Genomic DNA, 18,802 nt, shown 5'->3' on the forward strand with positions numbered 1-18,802 from the left:
AGAGGGGTTATACCCTCATGGTATATTACCACGCCGGGACACCCCTCAGACATCAAAATTAAAATAGGGATAATTGGTTCTTCTCTTCCATCCCCTCTAAACAACCATGATTATCTAGATACTCAAGAATAGTTTTAGAAATTTTACTACGTTCGCGTAAATCTTCTTTGGAAAGGAACTCTCCCTCTTCCCTAGCTTTCACAATATTGATTGCTGCATTTGTTCCTAGACCTTCAACAGCATTAAACGGTGGAATCAAAGTATTTCCTTCAACAACAAATTCAGCAGCCCTTGACTTATATAAATCTACTTTTTGGAATGAGAACCCTCGTTCACACATCTCTAGTGCGACTTCAAGAACTGTTAAAAGACTCTTTTCTTTAGGTGCAGCATCATTACCTTTAACATTGATTCCTTCAATACGAGTGCGTATAGCCTCTGAACCTTTAACCATTGTGTTTAAGTCAAAATCACTAGCACGTACGGTAAAATAGGCGGCATAGAAATAAATAGGATGATGTACCTTGAAATAAGCGATACGGACAGCCATTAACACGTAGGCTGCAGCATGTGCTTTCGGGAACATGTACTTAATCTTTTTACATGATTCAACATACCAGTCTGGAACATTATGTTTTTTCATTTCTACAATCCACTCATCTTGTAAACCTTTACCCTTTCGGACCGATTCCATTATCTTAAAGGCAAGAGAAGCTTCGAGCCCTTTATGCATCAAGTACACCATAATATCATCACGACACCCAATAACTTCAGGCAATTGACAGATACCTTCATTAATTAATTCCTGTGCATTACCTAGCCATACATCGGTTCCATGAGATAATCCAGAAATAATAACTAATTCAGCAAATGTTTTTGGTTTTGTATCTTCTAACATTTGTCGGACAAACTTAGTACCAAATTCTGGAACACCTAATGTACCAGTTTTACTATTAATTTGCTCCGCAGTCACCCCAAGTGATTCTGTGCTAGAGAATATTTTCATTACTTCCTTATCATCTGTTGGAATAGTTTTCGGATCAATACCACTTAAATCTTGAAGCATGCGAATAACAGTCGGATCATCGTGTCCGAGTATATCAAGTTTCAATAAGTTATCATGTATCGAATGGAAGTCAAAATGCGTCGTACGCCATTCACTCTTCCGATCATCAGCTGGAAATTGAATCGGCGTAAAATCATATATTTCCATATAATCAGGAACAACAATAATACCACCTGGATGTTGTCCAGTTGTTCGCTTTACTCCTGTACAACCTTTTACCAACCGATCTGTTTCCGCATTTTTAAAGACTAGATTTTTATCAGAGGCATAGCCTTTCACATAACCATAAGCAGTTTTTTCAGCTATTGTACCAATTGTACCAGCGCGATACACATAATCTTCACCAAATAATACTTTCGTATAGTTATGAGCCTTTGGCTGATATTCACCTGAGAAGTTTAAATCAATATCAGGTACCTTGTCCCCTTTAAAGCCCAAAAATGTTTCAAACGGAATGTCTTGTCCATCTTTGTTAAGCGATGTTCCACAGGAAGGGCACTCCTTATCTGGCAAATCAAAACCGCTGGCGAATGAACCGTCTGTAATAAACTCATTATGATGGCATTCTGGACATACATAATGGGGTGGTAAAGGATTGACCTCTGTTATCTCCGTCATGGTTGCTACAAATGATGAACCTACAGAACCCCTCGAACCAACTAGATACCCATCATCTAGTGATTTTTTAACCAGCTTATGAGATATCAAGTAAATTACTGCAAAACCATTACTAATAATACTATCAAGTTCCTTTTCTAACCGATCTGTAACGATCTTAGGAACTGGTTCACCGTAAATATACTTTGCTCGTGTATAGCAAAGGTTTCTAATCTCTTCATCCGCCCCCTCAATTTTGGGAGTGTATAGTTCGTCTTTCACAGGAGATATTTCCTCTATTTCATCTGCTAGAGACTGGGTATTAGAGATAACAATTTCAATTGCTTTTTCTTTTCCTAGAAAACTAAAACTATCTAACATCTCATTCGTAGTACGAAAAGGAGTATCCGGTAATGTAACTCGGTTTAACGGATTACCAGCTTGTGAAGCAATTAATATTTGACGATACATTTTCTCATGATCATCAATATAGTGCACATTACCACTAGCTATTACTTTTTTATCCATCCGTCCACCTAGCTCCACAATTTTCTTGATGATGTCGAGTATTTGAGCTTCATTTTGAACTAGTTCTTTCTCAATAAGATGGGAGTAATTGGCTGGTGGCTGCACCTCTATATAATCATAAAACTCTGCCACTTTTTCGGCTTCCTCTGCAGATTTTTGCATCATCGTTTCAAATACTTCACCTTTATCACATGCAGTCCCAATAATTAAGCCTGTACGATGCTTTTGTAACACAGATCTTGGAATACGTGGAACTCGATAAAAATAATCGATATGGGCATAAGAAACTAATTTATATAGATTCTTTAACCCTTCTTGAGTTTTTGCAATTATTGTACAGTGGAAAGGTCTGGATCGCTGGTATGCATTTCCTTCCCCCATATGGTTATTTAATTGATTATGGTTAGTAATTTCTTTATTCAGTACTTCTTTTACTAATTTCCATAACAGATAACCAGTAGCCTCTGCATCATATATGGCACGGTGATGCTGTGTAAGTTCGATATCCAAATACTTACATAAAGTATTTAAACGATGATTTTTAAGCTCAGGAAATAAGAACCGAGCTAACTCCAATGTATCAATAACAGGGTTTGTTACTTTATCATATTCAATTTTTTGGTAGCCCTGATTTAGAAATCCAATATCAAAGCTCGCATTATGTGCTACAAATACTGCATCCCCACTCCAAGTATAAAAATCTCTTAGTACATCACCTATTTCAGGTGCGTCTTGTACCATTTCATCTGTAATCCCTGTTAAATCAATAGTTGTTTGGGATAAAGCATGATGTGGATTAGCAAACGATTCAAAGCGATCAACAATTTCCCCGTTGTGAATTTTCACAGCTGCAAGCTCTATAATCGTGTCATATACAGCGGATAGTCCGGTAGTTTCTACGTCGAATACTACGTACGTTGCGTCATTTAAATCAATATCATGTTCGTTATAAGCGATCGGAACACCATCATCAACTAGATTAGCTTCTACACCATATAACACTTTAACACCATGTTTTTTCCCGGCGCTATGTGCATCAGGGAATCCTTGTAAACCACCATGATCCGTTATTGCGATAGCTTTATGTCCCCACTTAGCAGCTTGTTCAACAAGTCTAGCAGGAGAGACTACCGCATCCAATTGACTCATAGTTGTATGCGTGTGAAATTCAACACGTTTCTCACCTTCAGGAGCAGAATCTTGCCTTGATGCAACTTGGACTTCTTGCATATCATTAGCCATCATAGCTAATTCGTTGGAGTACATATCCGTTTGGATACTACCTCTGGCTTTTATCCACATTCCCTTTTTCAACTGTTCAAACTTTGCAGCGTCCTCATCACCTTTAGAGAACATTTTAATTTGTAAGGAATCCGTATAATCAGTTGCCTTTGCAATTAACAAGCTTCTTCCGGATCTAAGCTTACGAATTTCAACATCAAATATATAGCCTTGAACAGTAATGCGTTTTTCCTCTTCTTGTATTTCTTGCATCTCAATTGCTTCATCTTGAATTTTGTAACCTAATGAAAACGGCTGATTTTCATCGACATTTCGATCTTTATCACGCTTTTCTTTATCTTGGATTGTTTTTAGAATTATTTTCTGATCTTCTAGTGACTTTTGCTCACGGAACTTTTGAATTTCATCCATTTCTGTCTTAACATCAACCGCTAATGGATGATAAGCAATACCAACTTTGTAACAGAATGCTTTAAAATTCTCATCTAGACGTTTCTTTAAAGCAGTAGCCTCTGCTTCATTTCTCGCAGTTAACATAATCTTATTACCGTTAACCCGAGGCTTTTGATTAAAAACTAAATCACGGTATGCTGGAGATATATCTGGGGTTAATTGTAAAAATAGTTGCCAATAATCACAAACCATCTCTTCGGTATAGTGATTATCTTTTACATTTAGAGTTAATTCTATCGCTGCTAGTTGTTGAAAGGCATGTTTTAATCTAGTTAGTAACTCTTGGTAGATACTTGTAGGTAAGACCCTATCTAACTCGATATAGAAATGCCAAATCTTTTTTAATTTATAGATTTCTAGTTTTTTTAATGAACTCTCTTGAAAATATTGTTGAACATAGTCTAAAGGCATTTCTATTTGCTGAAGTAACAGATTTAATTTCTCTTTTTTGGAAATATCCATTCTCGTATTCCTCCTGCTTTATTGCCAGTAACTGGCCTCTTTCAGGGTAATCAAAAACAATGGAAACCCTTGTCAAGGTAAAAAAGACAAGGGTCCCATTAACGCTTACTATTCTATTTATATACTACCTTCTTTATCCAACATATACAACCATTTTAATCTGGTAATCATTTCTTTTATGCAGTATTCTTTCCATGACAATAGTCCGAATGCACAGTGGTTTCTGCTGTAGTATATTCGGGCTCCTGTACAAATATTAATTAAATCTCGTTACTCTATTTTTTATAAAAATAATCGCTGAATATCATTCCATGTCACAATAATCATTAATAACATTAATAATGCAAAGCCAACAAAGTGGAAAATACCTTCCTTTTCGGGTTCCATTGGTTTTCCACGAACTAATTCAATACCAACGAACAATAGTCTCCCACCATCTAATGCTGGTAATGGTACTAAATTGACAACCCCAAGATTAATACTTAGTATTGCTGTCCACATTAAGAAATTCATAAACCCTGTTTGTACAACTTGGTCAGTAGCGTCATAAATTCCAACTGGTCCTGATAGCATATCGAGTCCTAATTGTCCGGTGATCAGCATCGCTAAATTAGTTAAGATTAGTGAAGTTGTTTCATAGGTCTTTGTAGCACCATAGGTAAATGAACCCCAGAACGTCTTCTCCATTGCCTGCATAACACCAATCTGCCCATAGGATCCCTCGCCGCCTTCAAAAGGAATTTCCTTTGGTACAACCGTTAAGTTTACTGGCTCACCATCACGTAAAACGGTCATACTTAATTCTTCACCAGGATTAGAGCGTACTATAGTAGTAAATTCTGACCATGTTGAGACAGATTGGTCATCTATTTGAATAACTTCATCATTTGGTTTAAATCCGGCTTCAGCTGCGGGTGCACCTTTCTGTATTTCACTTATTCTAGCTTCATCTACAGGAACACCTTGAACAACTCCGATTACAATGAAAATCAGTATTGCAAGTAAAAAGTTCATCATTGGGCCAGCAAATAATTGCATTGCACGTTGACCCACAGTCTTAGATGCAAATTGACGCTCATAAGGAGCAATCAAAGTTTCCTTCTCGTCCATTACAAATAGTGCTCGGGAATCTACTTGAAAGCGTAAAAGATCTTCCTCTTCGTCAATTTCATACCCCTCAATAATTAACTGGTGGTCTAAATCAACTTTTTCAACTTCGATTACACGAGCATTGGGATGCTTGGATTTGTTATTAACGATTATCTTGTTAACTTTGCCTTCTCCATCGAATTCTAATCCAATATGATGGCCAGGCTTTAAATCAATTATCTCTGGATCCTCACCAGCCACGCGAACGTAACCACCTATAGGTAGTAATCGAATCGTATAAAGAGTATCATTTTTAGTAAAAGCAAATATCTTTGGTCCCATTCCAATTGCGAATTCTCGTGCAAGCATCCCCGCACGTTTCGCAAATATAAGATGGCCTAATTCATGGACAAATACTAGAAGTCCAAACATAAAAATAAATGCTATAACTGTTGTCACATCTAACACCTTCCTTTATTGAGGTAGCTAAAGAGATGTATCCACGGAGGAAAATCTATTAGTTATCAAACCTAATTCAGTAAAAATTGCAGGATTAAATGTAGAACAGGAAAAACAAAGATAGCACTATCAAATCTATCTAATATTCCACCATGTCCAGGTAAAATAGTACCGGAGTCCTTTACGTTATAATGACGTTTGAATGCCGATTCAACCAGATCACCAATTTGACCGAATACAGATACAAGTAACGAAATTACTATAATAGTAATTATTCCATAAGGAAACTGGTAGATCACATCAAAGACTATACCTACAATAATAGCAAGAACAATACCACCTAAAGCACCTTCAACTGTTTTATTCGGACTTATCTCTGGCCATAATTTATGTTTTCCTAATGCCCTTCCGGTGAAATATGCCCCCGTATCTGTTGACCAAATTAGTAAGAGCGCAAAGAAAACATGGGCTAGTCCATCTGTACTGTTTCGTGTTTCTAAGAAATAGAAAAACCCCATTCCAACATACAATACCGCCAATAATACAAAACCTACATCATCAAATGTAAACTTGTTTTTCAATAATACAGTATATGCTAATAGTATTAAGACTAAGACAATCATGATTTGTACGGAATATGTTGGAATCATAAAAGCAACATATTCAGCTATACTTGGACTTAGTAGCAACCATAATAGAAGAAATGCTATTAATCCTGCCGGGGAATGCCATGTGATTTTATGCATTTTTAGGAGTTCATATAATCCTATTGTGGCTAATAAGTAAATAACTACCGTAAACGGTAGGTCTCCATAAATCACAAATGGAATAAATAATACTAAAGCAATAACACCTGTTAGAATTCGTTGTTTCATATATGACACATCACCTTATATACCTCCATATCGCCTAGACCTATTTTGGTAGTCCATAAGCGCCTTAACAAAAACTTCTTCCGTAAAGTCTGGCCACAATACATCTGTAAACCAAAATTCCGTATAGGCTAATTGCCAAAGTAGGAAGTTACTTAGTCGTTGCTCCCCACTAGTTCGTATTAATAAGTCTGGATCTGATACGTTATGGGTGTATAGATATTTTGATAACAGTTTCTCATCCACCTGCTCTAGAGAGAACTCTTCATTATCCATATCCTCCATCATAGACTTAATAGCACGTAATATTTCTTTTCTACTACCATAGTTCAATGCAAAGTTCAGTAATAATCCATCGTTATCTTTCGTTTTTTCCTTCGCATACTGTACAGCTTCTTTTGTATAACCTGGTAGTGAATCGAAATCACCAATAGTTTCAATTCGTACATTATTTTTAATTAAATCGGGTAGATAAATATGTAAAAATTCCTTCGGTAATCTTAATAAATACTCTACTTCATGCTTTGGCCTTTTCCAATTCTCGGTTGAAAATGCAAACAGGGTAAGGATTTTTATATTATGTTTTACCGCAGTTTCAACGGTATCTTTCACAACATCCATACCCGCTTTGTGGCCTGCAATTCTTGGGAGGCCTTTTTGCTTTGCCCAGCGTCCGTTTCCGTCCATAATAATGGCAACATGTTCCGGTACATTAGTTAATTCTTCAGTTTGTATAGGAATTTCTTCTTTTTTTGATTTAAAGAAAGGAAGTTTCATAGGCATACTTTTCCTCCGAACACTGGTGTTTAAACGTAAAATACTTTAATTACTATGCTAAATGAATTCGTTATATGACATGGCATACTATTTGTATATTTTATCATATTCCTAGGAAAACAATATAATACAAGCAAAATGTCATTATTATTATAACGATAATCCAATGAGAATACAAAAGCCCCCTTAAATAAGAGGGCTTATATATGTTCCATCGTGTAAGAAGTGTGAAAAAACCACAAGCCTAAACTTCCATAATTTCTTGTTCTTTGTTTTTAGCTAGTTTATCAATTTCAGCAATGTGGTTGTCTGTTTGCTTTTGAACGTCATCCTGAGCATTTCTTAACTCGTCTTCAGTAAGATCCCCATTTTTTTCTGCTTTTTTAAGAGCGTCGTTTGTATCACGGCGAACGTTTCTCACTTGAACTCGGTATTCTTCTGCATATTTTCCTACTACCTTAACAAGGTCTTTTCTACGCTCTTCCGTTAGTGGAGGGATATTTAGACGTATTACATTTCCATCGTTAGAAGGAGATAGGCCTAAATCAGCCTTCTGAATAGCTTTATCAATATCGTTAATTGCTGTTTTATCATAAGGAGTAATAACTAGCAAACGAGCTTCTGGCGCAGATATAGTTGCTAATTGATTTAATGGTGTAGTAGCACCATAATAATCAACAAAAACATTGTCTAAAAGACTAGGATTAGCTCTACCAGCACGTACCGTTGCCAAATTTCTTGAAAAAGCTTGTACTGTCTGCTTCATTTTATCCTTGCACTCATTCATAATTTGATTTGTCATGGTTATTTCCCCCTTATTATTGTACCGATTGTCTTACCCAAGACAACCTTTTTAATATTTCCTTCTTCGGTAATAGAAAAAACAATCAATGGTATATCATTCTCCATACATAATGTAGATGCGGTAGAATCCATTACACCAAGACCCTCATTTAACATTTCCATATAGGATATGTTCTCATACTTTTTAGCATCTTTATTGATTCGTGGGTCATCTGAATATACCCCATCAACATTATTTTTCGCCATTAAAATGACTTCTGCTTCAATCTCTGCAGCTCTTAATGCTGCTGTAGTATCCGTAGAGAAGTAAGGGTTACCTGTTCCAGCAGCAAATATGACAACTCGCTTCTTTTCTAAGTGGCGAATCGCTTTTCTTCTAATATATGGTTCTGCTACTTGGCGCATTTCTATTGAAGTTTGAACTCTTGTTGGTATGTCTATTGTTTCCAGTGCATCTTGTAATGCAAGTGAATTCATAACTGTAGCTAGCATCCCCATATAATCTGCAGTTGCTCGGTCCATTCCCATTTCACTGCCAACCTTACCACGCCATATGTTGCCTCCTCCGACAACAACAGCAACTTCAACTCCAAGTTTAACTACTTCTGAAATTTGGGTTGCAATGGATTGAATAATCTTCGGTTCTATACCGTATCCTTGGTTTCCGCTTAACGCTTCACCACTTAATTTAAGTACAATTCTTCCGTAACGAGCTGTTGTCATGTTAACCTCCATAATGAATAGATTTTCTACTTGTTCACACAATCTATTTGCTCATGGTGAAATAGGGAACATATTATGTCCCCTATTCGTTCATTTCTTATTTTTTAACTTGGCTCATTACTTCTTCTGCGAAGTTTTCAGAACGTTTTTCCATACCTTCTCCAACTTCATAGCGAACGAATGTTTTAACAGTCGCTCCTTTAGCTTCTACGTATTTTTTAACTTTTTGATCTGGGTCTTTAACAAAGCTTTGTTCTAATAAGCAAATGTCTTCAAAGAATTTACCTAAACGACCTTCAACCATTTTCTCAACAATGCTTTCTGGTTTACCTTCGTTTAGTGCTTGTTGTTTTAATACTTCACGTTCGTGGTTAATAACTTCTTCTGAAACTTGATCGCGTGAAACATATTTAGGGTTAACAGCAGCAGCATGCATAGCAATATCCTTAGCAACAGCTGTATCAGTAGTTCCTTCAAGTAAAGCTAGAACCCCAATACGTCCTCCCATATGAAGGTATTCACCAAAAGCATCATTATCTGTTTTTGTTAATAATTCGAAGCGACGAAGAGAGATTTTTTCACCAATCTTAGCAACAGCAGAGTTAATATAAGTTTCTACTGTCTCACCTTCACCTTTTAGTTTTTGTTGCAATGCTTCTTCAACAGTTGCTGGTTTTTGAGATAAGATATGGCTACCTAAATCTTCTAGTAGTTGTTTGAATTGTTCATTTTTTGTTACGAAGTCAGTTTCGCAGTTTACTTCTAAAAGTACAGCTGTATTGCCTTCAGACGCAATATATGTAGAACCCTCTGCTGCAATACGGTCCGCTTTTTTAGCAGCCTTTGCAATTCCTTTTTCACGTAGGTAATCAATTGCTTTCTCAATATCACCGTTAGTTTCAGTTAGTGCTTTTTTACAATCCATCATTCCAGCACCAGTTTTTTCACGTAGTTCTTTAACCATTTGTGCAGTTATAGCCATTATGAATCCTCCTTAGTATTGTTTATATTAGCATTTACCTTATGGTGTTATTACATGCTTTAAAAAAGGTGATAAAAGGCTTATCCTCTTATCACCTGACCTTTTCAGAAATTAAGCTTCTTCCGTTTTTTCAACTGAAGCTTCTGCTTTAGCTTCTTCAGCTACTTCTAATTCTTCACCTTGTTTTACTTCAAGGATAGCATCAGCAATTTTACCTGTAAGAAGTTTCACAGCGCGGATAGCATCATCGTTTGCTGGAATTACATAATCAATTTCATCAGGATCACAGTTTGTATCAACGATTCCGATGATAGGAATGTTTAATTTATGTGCTTCAGCGATTGCAATACGCTCTTTACGAGGGTCAATTACAAACATTGCATCTGGAAGTTTCTTCATCTCTTTAATTCCACCTAGGAATTTAACAAGACGTTCTTTTTCTTTTAATAAACCTACAACTTCTTTTTTAGGAAGTACTTCAAAAGTACCGTCTTCTTCCATTTTTTCAATCTGAACTAAACGGTTAATACGTTTACGGATTGTTTGGAAGTTTGTTAATGTACCACCTAACCAACGTTGGTTTACATAGTACATACCAGAACGGATTGCTTCCTCTTTAACAGAATCTTGTGCTTGTTTCTTTGTACCTACGAAAAGAACTGTACCGCCATTTGCAGCGATTTCTTTCACATAGTTATAAGCTTCTTCAACCTTCTTAACTGTTTTTTGAAGATCGATGATATAAATGCCGTTACGCTCAGTGAAGATATATTTCTTCATTTTAGGGTTCCAACGGCGAGTCTGGTGACCGAAATGTACACCAGCTTCTAGTAATTGCTTCATAGAAATTACTGACATTATTTTTTCCTCCTCAGGTTTATCCTCCGTTTGCATCATTTCTGCATGAAGACCATTTTGGCACCATTTCATACAAATCAACAAACGTGTGTGGTTATAAATAATTATTTTGTATTTACACCAAAAATAAATATATCATACTAAAATAGTGTTATCAAGCTTAAATATTACTTTTTTCCCGAAATTTTATTAATAAGTCTACTTCTGTTCTACCACAACCTAACTTTCGGGCAATTTCTTCTGCAGCCAATCCCTCTTCGTAGAGCTTTAAAATCCTGGATTGAAGTGAAACTACTATGTCATCCTGTATTTGCTCATCTTGATATAGAGTTTGAGGTGTCTCTGGTAGATTTCCCTTTACCGTATGTGTCGTCAATTCCATATCAGCACTAGGTTCATGTCTAGCAACTTGTTTATTTTTGAATACTTCCTGCTGTAATCGATCATTCTCTAGCTTAATTTCCTCGAGATAGTCTTCCATCAAGCTAACAATTTCAGAACTGTCATTTGATTTGTTCATCAATAACTGCTTACTTAAAGCATAAATCGCAATAATTGATAAAATATGTAATAAAAAACTTATAGTGAATAAAAATGATGTCATAAGACGTTAACTCCTACTGTCAAAATTAATCCCTAAATAAGGATGTTGGATAGATTCTTTCGTTGTGTCTACTCCGGGCACATTGGTATCCTTATTAGATGATTTATTCTCCTTTTGACCTTCTTTTTGAAGGTGAATCTCTTCAAATTCTTGTACCTTTTTCCTTTTTTGGTTCTCCTGTATAAGCTGACTTTGGGCCAATGCTTCCTGAAAATGCTGATTAGATTTTTGCATTTGATCTTGAAGTTTACCTGCATCTTGTGTTCTTGGAAGCGCAACCTGCATTTCAACAGATTTCCAACTCATCCAATCACTTCCTTAATTCATACAGAGTTTACTTGTAAGACAATTAATAATTTCACAGTGACCGCATATATATTTCATTTCGTAAAAGTTCTAGTTCAACTTGCTTATAAGAAGTATCTATTACACGTTTATATTTTCCAAATGTTACAACTGTATTGCCATATAGATTCCCTGTTACGGTGAGCTTAGCATGCCGTTCATTGGTATCATTAGTTATTGCATTTAATTGCTCTACTACCGTGTCCAGTAGATTTTTATTTTGACCGTAGGATGTCTTTTGTCTTTGTAAGGTTGCTAATAATTTTGGATTTAATTCTATATTTGGAGTATGAGAAAGTTTATCACCAATTATTGATAATTTCTTTAGCGTCTCCTCAATCTCCTGCTTTTTCATGCTAAGTTTTTCTATTTGTTCTACTTCTTTATGACTTTGCCCTAAAATTAACTCTGTTCTAGTGTTCATATAGTTACCTACATGCTTAACTTCAATCATATCTCCTGCTGAGCTACGCCCACCTATAATGCTTCCACGTTGACAGATAAGTTCTCCACCTGCGACACAATCACTGTGTAAAATAGAGTTTTCCACATATACATTCTTTGCAGCATGAACCATCCCTTGATTAATATATCCTATTTGAATACTTTCCCCTGCTTCTATATAGCCTTTTTGTAAGCCTGAAAGACCCTCTGATATAAAGATAGAACCTTCTGCCTTGATGGTAGCAGCTTCAACCATGCCATATATTTTTATATCCCCACCTGCACTTAACATATAACCCGATGGAACATCTCCTCTAATCAGGATAGTCCCAATAAAATCAAGATTTCCTTCTTTCATGGAGAGCGTATCCGTGACCTCAAACACGGGGTGGATATGTATAAAATTACCTTGTATAGTAGCTTGTCCTACTGAATTTGCATAAAAAGTTAAGTCTTCATCTTCAAACCTAACATTTTTGCCAGCATTTATTTTAACTGGTTTTCCAGGTTTTGCAGCGACAACATTTCCAAATACGTCTGTCCCTTCTGTCCCCTCGGTTGGTAAAGTGATACTAGCTAGCTTTTCATTATTCTCAACAGAAGGTATTGACATAACCTCTCGAAAATTCCAGTTAACATCTTTTTCAACTCTTGGATTAAAATTAATTACAAAGTTTATCTCTCCATCAAGTCCTGGAACTGGTTCCTCTCCATTAGCTACAACTATAGGAAAATCCTCAAGCGGTATTCCATCAATCAATTGTTTTATATTGTCATCATGTAAACCAAAAACTATATGATTGCCAGTTAGAAATTGTTTGATGTCCTCTATGGTGATTTCACTATCTCTATTTACTAAATATTCTTCCTTATAGTGTAGTTCGGCAATCATATGGTCCTTTGAAGTTGCTATTTTAAAGAATTGGCTAAGATCTATCATCTTATGCTACTCCTCTATTTAGGCTTAAAAAGCTTCCTGAAGTTTATTTCGTAATTTAAAAATGGCTTTCTTATGGATTTGAGAGATTCTAGACGTTGTTAAACCAAGTACTTGACCAATTTCCGTGAACGTCAGTCCATCATGATAGAACAAGCTTATAATCATTTGTTCATTTTCTTTAAGCTCTTTAATACTTTCTGTAAGGTCTTTTATTTTCTCGTTTTTTACTATTTGTTCATCAGGTTGAATAGTTTTATCGTCTGGAATGGAGTAGCCAATACCTTCTTTATGTTCAGCTGAGCTTGTCTTTGGCTTTTCCTCAATAGAAAGCATATTTGCTAATAGTGAATCTCGAACATATGATTCAACATCCTGAACAGGCATATCTAGAGCTTGAGCTATTTCCACCGAACTTGGTTCACGTTGATATAATTGCTCTAACTTATGAGTCATCTGTTCAATTTTTTTTGTTTTCTCCCGAATAGAGCGAGGCAACCAATCCTCTTTTCGAAGGCCATCGATAATAGCTCCTCGAATTCGGAAAGATGCATATGTATCAAATTTTAAATCTCTATCAAGGTCAAACTTTTTAAGTGCATCATATAATCCATATAAACCTAAACTTTTCAGGTCATCCTTTATCACACTACTTGGCAAATGGCTCATGGTTCTTTCAACATGGTAATTCACTAAATGCATGTATTGCTGAATTAGCTGATTAGCCGCTTCGTTATCCTGATGATTTTTCCATTTATCCCATAATTCTTGCTCTAGAGGAGAGATTTTTGTTCCCAAATGACTTGCTCCTCCCTGTCCAAATTTTTATACCACTATATCGTTAAATAATATGTTCACCTTTTGTAATTGTACGGATTCTCAACTGTGAATTTTGTGGATCGAATTCTATCGTTCTCCCATAATTCCCACCCACATCTGAAGCAATTACTGGAATCTGATGTTCCGACAATTTACTTAATACCGCCTCAATATTTCTTTTTCCAATCCGCATCATGTCATTTGCAGTATTAATTTGAAACATTTGTGCTCCACCTGCAATTTTAGCTTGCAGCTGAGATTTTCGAAATCCCATACGTAGTAACTTCTCCACAAGTATATCGATTGCTGTATCTGCGTATTTTAATGGATTAGACGTTCCTTGTTTCCCTAGTTTAGAGTCTGGTAACATCACATGTGCCAACCCAGCAATTTGTTTTGTTGTATGATAAATAACAACACCAACGCAAGAACCTAGTCCCGAAGTACGAATAATATCTGGTGCAGAAACAATATTTAGATCAGCTATCCCAACTTTAACAACTGTTTGAACTTTATTCATGATCTTGTATTCCTAAAGCTTGAAATATTTTATTAAATGATTCTGGTGATGGAAGTAACAATAATTGACCATTAATTCCTTTTCGTTCCTCTTCTGCATCATTTATTTTTGTATTAATAATGATAGCGTAATCATATACTTCTGATACTTGTAGCAAACCAACTGTTAATATAGCACCAGCCATATCCACACTTAAATGTGGTATAGAAGGTTGCATATTGATATTTGTAAAATCAGAAAGCGCAGATAAATACGAACCGGCTAAGATATTACCAGCTTCTTGTAAAGCAGAAAAAGCTAAATCGTTTTTTTCACCATCCATAGATAATGAAATCTCGTCATTATTGGTCATTTGCTTTACTAACGATTCCGCTTCTTCCAAAGTAAATAACAAATAGACCATTCCTGGTGCTTTTCCATGGATTTGGAAAAGGATCCCGACTATTAAATTTTCCGGTCCTCCGACCATATCCATTACTTCATCAAAAGATACGATACTGATGTCTGGTATATCCATATCAATTTTCTTTTGTATGAGCTTTGACATTGAAGTTGCTGCATTTCCAGCTCCAATATTTCCAATTTCCCTTAATGCGTCAATTTGAAGATGAGAAAGTTGTGCATAATTCATATTATTGACCTTCTACATATTTTAAATCAGTGATTTCCTCATTCGTTAAGACCTTTTTTAAGTCCAACAAGATAAGTAATCGATTCTCTAGTTTTGCTACACCTTCAATATAATCGTCATTAACAGCACCGATAACTTCTGGTGCGGGCTCGATTGAGTCAATAGGAATATCAATTACATCGTTTGCAGCATCAACTATTAGCCCTACATCAATTTCATCCAAATTAACGATGATGATACGAGTGGATTCATTGAAATCTGTAGCTTCTATACCTAAACGGGAACGGAGATCTATGATTGGTGTGACAACCCCTCGAAGATTTATTACTCCTTTTACAAAATCAGCTGTATTTGGAACCCGTGTAATAGTTTGAATACGCTCAATTGAACCTATTTGTTGTACCGATACTGCAAATTCTTCATCCTTAAGTTGAAATACAATTACTTTCTTTTCAGTAGCTGTTTCATTACTCATTTTCGTTTTCCCCCTCGAATTAGAAATCCCTATTTTATTATGGCATTACTGTCAATGATAAGAGCAACTTGTCCATCACCTAGAATGGTTGCACCTGATATTGCAAACGTATTGCTTAAGTAAGAACCTAAAGACTTTAGTACAATCTCTTGTTGACCGATAAAAGAATCAACTACAAGTGCAGCCATTTTTTCGCCTTTTTTTACAATAACTATCGAAGTATACTCTTCATCAGTAGCAGTATCAGGTACTTGAAAGACATCTTTTAAGTTTACTAACGGAACAACCTTCCCTCTGAAATCGATAACTTTCTTATGATGAGCAGATAGAATTTGTCCTTTAGAAATAATGGCGGTTTCAATAATAGATGATAATGGGATAGCAAATTTTTCTTTATTTAATTCAACTAGCAACGCCGAGATGATCGTTAAGGTTAGTGGTAGTTGAATGGAAAATACGGACCCTTTTCCAAGTATCGAGTCTATGGAAATACTTCCTCCTAATGATTCAATGGTGTTCTTGACTACATCAAGGCCAACCCCACGACCAGAGATATCAGATATTTTATCTGCGGTCGAGAAACCACTTTCCATGATTAATTGATAGATTTGCTGCTCGGATAAAGCCTCGATATCCTGTTCTGTTAATAACCCATTATTTAGTGCTTTATTTAATACTTTTTCTTTATTGATACCGGCACCATCATCAGCAATTTCGATAAAAACATGGTTACCACTGTGATAAGCTTTTAATTTTATTGTACCTTTTTCAGGCTTTCCTTTTTGTAGTCTTTCCTCTGGTGTTTCAACTCCATGATCAATCGCATTTCGTAAAAGGTGAACAATTGGGTCGCCAATTTCATCAATAACGGTACGATCTAGTTCCGTATCTGCCCCAATAATCTCAATATCCACTTGTTTGTCCAAATCTCGAGCAAGTTTCCGCACCATTCTTGGAAATCGACTAAACACTGTATCTATAGGAACCATTCTCATGGTTAAGATGATATTTTGCAGATCACTAGATACCCTTGCCATCCGCTCCACCGTTTCCATAAGATCACTATTTTGTAAATCTGCGGAAATCTGCTCCAAGCTTCCTCGGTCAATAATGAGTTCTTCAAATAAATTCATTAGAACATCTAGCTTTTCAATATTGACGCGAATCGTCTTATTTTGATTGCTTTTAGCAGAGTCAGGTTCTTTACTTTTATCTTCTATATTATTTGAAACAGTTGCATTATCTTTTTGCATTGTTTGAATTTGGTCCTCAATCTCTCTGGACTCACGATACTTTTTAACAGAGAAATGCTGAACAGTTACCGAATCTATCTCTGACACTTTTTGAATTTTTTTAGCGATTTCATCTTTAGGTTGGTTAGATACTAGAATGACAGAAAAAGTATAATCAAAATTTTCTTCTTCTAGATCATTGACAGAAGGGCTAGACTTGATTACCTCTCCAAGTTTTTCTAAAACCTCAAATACCATAAATACTCGAGCACCCTTTAACAAACAGTCTTCCCTTAATTCAACTGTAATCTCAAAGTTCTGAAAACCACGCTCTTTTGATTCATTTAGTATCGATAACTCAAACTCATCTAGATCTGTAAATACATTGGAATGGTTTGAAGATTCCGCTTCCAAACTATCTTCCACATGTTCTTCTTTAATATTTGCTGTCCCTTTTTCAAACATTTCTAGCTTTCTAGCAACTTCTTGTATATCATGGGACCCGTTTCCACCACCTGCTATATCCTCAACCATCGTATTTAAATGATCAACAGTCTCTACTAATAAATCAATCATATTGGATTGAACGTGAACGCGATCATACCGTATCGCATCAAATACATTTTCCAATGTATGGGTCAATGTAGCTAAATCATTATAACCCATTGTTGCGGACATACCTTTTAGAGTGTGGGCTGCTCTAAATATTTCCTCAATTATAGATTTATCGTTAGGATCCTTCTCTAAGTCCAGTATTTTTTTATAGAGCACTTCTATATGTTCATTACTTTCATCAATAAAGACATCCAAGTATTGTGCTGTATCCATCCTATATCCCCCCAGATCTATTTGTCAGTGTATGTATCGTCTCACCCATTTGATGTAAGTGGACTATGTAATTAACCGTGTTGGTTTTAATTGCTGCCTTAGGCATTCCATTGATAATTGCTGAATCCTCTGACTCAGCTAAAATAATAGCTTCAGGGTCACTTTGCTTTAATAACTTTATACCCTTAGAACCATCACTTCCCATCCCTGTAAGTATGACCGCTATCTTGTTCACTCTTGCAATATTAGCCGCTGACTCTAACAGAACATCAACTGCTGGTCTATGTCCAAATCTTTCCACTTCCTGTGTAAGCTCAATTGCATGTGCTGTTCCTACTCTTCTAATTTTCATGTGGTAGTTACCAGGTGCAACATAAACAGTTCTTTCTTGGATAATCTCACCATGAATTGCTTCCTTAATATGTAAATCTGAAAGATTATTCAATCGCTCTGCAAGAGATCTTGTAAAACCTGCTGGCATATGTTGAACAATTAGAATAGGACTAGTGAATTCTTTTGGCAAATCCAATACCAATCGTTGTAATGCTCGCGGTCCACCGGTTGATGCACCTATAAGGACTAATGATTTTGGATGGCGCTGCATCGTACCAATCAGTTTTGGGGAGTATTGGACTTCTTTTTTCTCCACAAAATCCACTTGTGATGCGGCGATAACCTTATTAATAATCTCTTCCTTGATTGTTGTAATATCTAATGATATAGAACCTGACGGCTTTGTAATGAAATCTACTGCACCAGTTGTAATAGCTTGTAATGTACTATTGGTTGCATCTTTTGTAAGACTCGAGAGCATGACAACCGGTAATGGATTTTCCTCCATAATGTGGGCTAATGCTGATATTCCATCCATTACTGGCATTTCAACATCCAATGTTACAACATCTGGTGATAAATCTTTTATTTTCTTAATTCCATCTGCCCCATTCCTTGCGGTTGCTATTACTTGAATCCGATTGTCACTTTCTAGTATATCTGTAATCATTTTTCTCATAAAAGCTGAGTCATCGATCACAATTACACGAATGGGAATCACT

Annotated in this window: 17 protein-coding genes; all 17 read right to left on the reverse strand. The window is 36.0% G+C overall.

The window, feature by feature from the left end:
- Nucleotides 1–58: 58 nt before the first annotated feature.
- The 17 genes from TE34_RS10900 to TE34_RS10980 all read right to left on the reverse strand — a co-directional run bounded on the left by TE34_RS10900 (nucleotide 59) and on the right by TE34_RS10980 (nucleotide 18,801).
- A complete protein-coding gene (locus tag TE34_RS10900) occupies nucleotides 59–4,348 on the reverse strand; it encodes a PolC-type DNA polymerase III (protein ID WP_047984849.1) in 4,290 nt (1,429 codons plus the stop codon).
- 282 nt (nucleotides 4,349–4,630) lie between these two features.
- A complete protein-coding gene (rseP, locus tag TE34_RS10905; RefSeq protein ID WP_047984850.1) occupies nucleotides 4,631–5,896 on the reverse strand; it encodes an RIP metalloprotease RseP in 1,266 nt (421 codons plus the stop codon).
- 71 nt (nucleotides 5,897–5,967) lie between these two features.
- Entirely contained in the window at nucleotides 5,968–6,771 is an 804-nt protein-coding gene (locus tag TE34_RS10910) for a phosphatidate cytidylyltransferase (RefSeq protein ID WP_047984851.1), read from the reverse strand.
- 15 nt (nucleotides 6,772–6,786) lie between these two features.
- Nucleotides 6,787–7,551, reverse strand: a complete 765-nt coding sequence (locus tag TE34_RS10915; protein ID WP_047984852.1) for an isoprenyl transferase — start codon at nucleotides 7,549–7,551, stop codon at nucleotides 6,787–6,789.
- A 238-nt stretch (nucleotides 7,552–7,789) separates the two neighbouring features.
- Nucleotides 7,790–8,347 (reverse strand): ribosome recycling factor, encoded by a 558-nt coding sequence (gene frr / locus TE34_RS10920; RefSeq protein WP_047984853.1) that lies wholly within the window; start codon nucleotides 8,345–8,347, stop codon nucleotides 7,790–7,792.
- A gap of 2 nt (nucleotides 8,348–8,349) precedes the next feature.
- Nucleotides 8,350–9,072 (reverse strand): UMP kinase, encoded by a 723-nt coding sequence (pyrH, locus tag TE34_RS10925; RefSeq protein WP_047984854.1) that lies wholly within the window; start codon nucleotides 9,070–9,072, stop codon nucleotides 8,350–8,352.
- A gap of 97 nt (nucleotides 9,073–9,169) precedes the next feature.
- The gene (gene tsf / locus TE34_RS10930) at nucleotides 9,170–10,054 is read right to left on the reverse strand and encodes a translation elongation factor Ts (protein WP_047984855.1); all 885 of its coding nucleotides are present in this window, start codon (nucleotides 10,052–10,054) and stop codon (nucleotides 9,170–9,172) included.
- Between the two features lie 111 nt (nucleotides 10,055–10,165).
- The gene (rpsB, locus tag TE34_RS10935; protein WP_047984856.1) at nucleotides 10,166–10,912 is read right to left on the reverse strand and encodes a 30S ribosomal protein S2; all 747 of its coding nucleotides are present in this window, start codon (nucleotides 10,910–10,912) and stop codon (nucleotides 10,166–10,168) included.
- 160 nt (nucleotides 10,913–11,072) lie between these two features.
- On the reverse strand, nucleotides 11,073–11,516 hold the full coding sequence (locus TE34_RS10940) for a DUF6115 domain-containing protein (RefSeq protein ID WP_047984857.1): 444 nt from the start codon (nucleotides 11,514–11,516) through the stop codon (nucleotides 11,073–11,075).
- 6 nt (nucleotides 11,517–11,522) lie between these two features.
- Nucleotides 11,523–11,822 carry a hypothetical protein gene (locus TE34_RS10945; RefSeq protein WP_047984858.1) on the reverse strand — a complete coding sequence of 100 codons (300 nt, stop codon included), beginning with the start codon at nucleotides 11,820–11,822 and terminating at the stop codon, nucleotides 11,523–11,525.
- 52 nt (nucleotides 11,823–11,874) lie between these two features.
- Nucleotides 11,875–13,245 carry a DUF342 domain-containing protein gene (locus TE34_RS10950; RefSeq protein WP_047984859.1) on the reverse strand — a complete coding sequence of 457 codons (1,371 nt, stop codon included), beginning with the start codon at nucleotides 13,243–13,245 and terminating at the stop codon, nucleotides 11,875–11,877.
- A gap of 24 nt (nucleotides 13,246–13,269) precedes the next feature.
- On the reverse strand, nucleotides 13,270–14,040 hold the full coding sequence (locus TE34_RS10955) for a FliA/WhiG family RNA polymerase sigma factor (RefSeq protein ID WP_047984860.1): 771 nt from the start codon (nucleotides 14,038–14,040) through the stop codon (nucleotides 13,270–13,272).
- 43 nt (nucleotides 14,041–14,083) lie between these two features.
- Nucleotides 14,084–14,581, reverse strand: a complete 498-nt coding sequence (locus TE34_RS10960; RefSeq protein WP_047984861.1) for a chemotaxis protein CheD — start codon at nucleotides 14,579–14,581, stop codon at nucleotides 14,084–14,086.
- Nucleotides 14,574–15,212: a chemotaxis protein CheC gene (locus tag TE34_RS10965; protein ID WP_047984862.1), complete on the reverse strand. Its 639-nt coding sequence runs from the start codon at nucleotides 15,210–15,212 to the stop codon at nucleotides 14,574–14,576. The genes TE34_RS10960 and TE34_RS10965 overlap by 8 nt, the downstream gene beginning before the upstream one ends.
- A gap of 1 nt (nucleotide 15,213) precedes the next feature.
- Nucleotides 15,214–15,687 carry a chemotaxis protein CheW gene (locus tag TE34_RS10970; RefSeq protein WP_047984863.1) on the reverse strand — a complete coding sequence of 158 codons (474 nt, stop codon included), beginning with the start codon at nucleotides 15,685–15,687 and terminating at the stop codon, nucleotides 15,214–15,216.
- 29 nt (nucleotides 15,688–15,716) lie between these two features.
- Nucleotides 15,717–17,747 (reverse strand): chemotaxis protein CheA, encoded by a 2,031-nt coding sequence (locus TE34_RS10975; protein ID WP_047984864.1) that lies wholly within the window; start codon nucleotides 17,745–17,747, stop codon nucleotides 15,717–15,719.
- A gap of 1 nt (nucleotide 17,748) precedes the next feature.
- Complete coding sequence (locus TE34_RS10980; protein ID WP_084710687.1) at nucleotides 17,749–18,801, reverse strand: protein-glutamate methylesterase/protein-glutamine glutaminase; 1,053 nt, start codon at nucleotides 18,799–18,801, stop codon at nucleotides 17,749–17,751.
- Between the last annotated feature and the right edge of the window lies 1 nt (nucleotide 18,802).

Origin of the sequence: Ornithinibacillus californiensis, from assembly GCF_001038485.1 — a bacterium.
Taxonomy (GTDB): Bacteria; Bacillota; Bacilli; order Bacillales; family Amphibacillaceae; genus Ornithinibacillus; species Ornithinibacillus californiensis.